Origin of the sequence: Corynebacterium sp. HMSC073D01 (assembly GCF_001815555.1) — a bacterium.
Classification (GTDB): Bacteria; Actinomycetota; Actinomycetes; order Mycobacteriales; family Mycobacteriaceae; genus Corynebacterium; species Corynebacterium glucuronolyticum.
The window spans coordinates 1-734 of record NZ_KV821034.1 but is presented as its reverse complement, the minus strand read 5'-3'; the positions used below and the strand labels follow the sequence as shown (position 1 = coordinate 734).

At 51.2% G+C, this 734-nt stretch carries 1 pseudogene; it reads right to left on the bottom strand.

Annotated elements, in window-relative coordinates:
- Nucleotides 1–734: pseudogene (locus HMPREF3044_RS13360) on the bottom strand (hypothetical protein); the annotation flags it as partial.

Sequence of the window (734 nt, the reverse complement as noted above, 5' to 3'; positions counted from 1 at the left end):
GCCTTCCCATTATCAGACGGAGTATCGGTATCGCCAGGCTTATCATCCTTCGGATCCCTCGGATCGGTCTTCTTATCAACCTCATCCCCATCCTCGACACCACCGTTATCGGTGTCAGGCTTGGTCGGATCGGTCTTATGATTATTGACCTCGTCACCGTCTTCCAGACGGTCCCCATCAGTATCCGGATTATTCGGATCCGTGACCTTATCAGACCCAATAGCAGGGTCTACCTCGTCACCATCATCGATCCCGTCATCATCGGTGTCATCATCCATCGGGTTGGTGTTACCCGGCTTACCCGAAGGATCGTGCTTGTTGTCCTTGAACGGGTTCTTCGAACCGTTAACCTCATCACCATCAGTGATGCCATCATTATCAGAATCAGGATCATACGGATCAGTACCGTGCTCCTTCTCCTCATCATTGGTCAACCCATCCTCATCAGGATCAGCCTTCCCATTATCAGACGGAGCAGTCTTATCATCGGCGGGATCAAGCGGATCAGTACCCCGCTTCACCTCATCCCCATCATCGACACCACCGTTATCGGTGTCAGGATCCTTCGGATCGGTCTTATGATTATTGACCTCGTCACCGTCTTCCAGACGGTCCCCATCCGTATCCGGATTATTCGGATCCGTGATCTTGTCAGACCCAATATTCGGATTGACCTCGTCACCATCATGAATACCATCATGATCGGTGTCCTTATTCAACGGGTTGGTGTTACC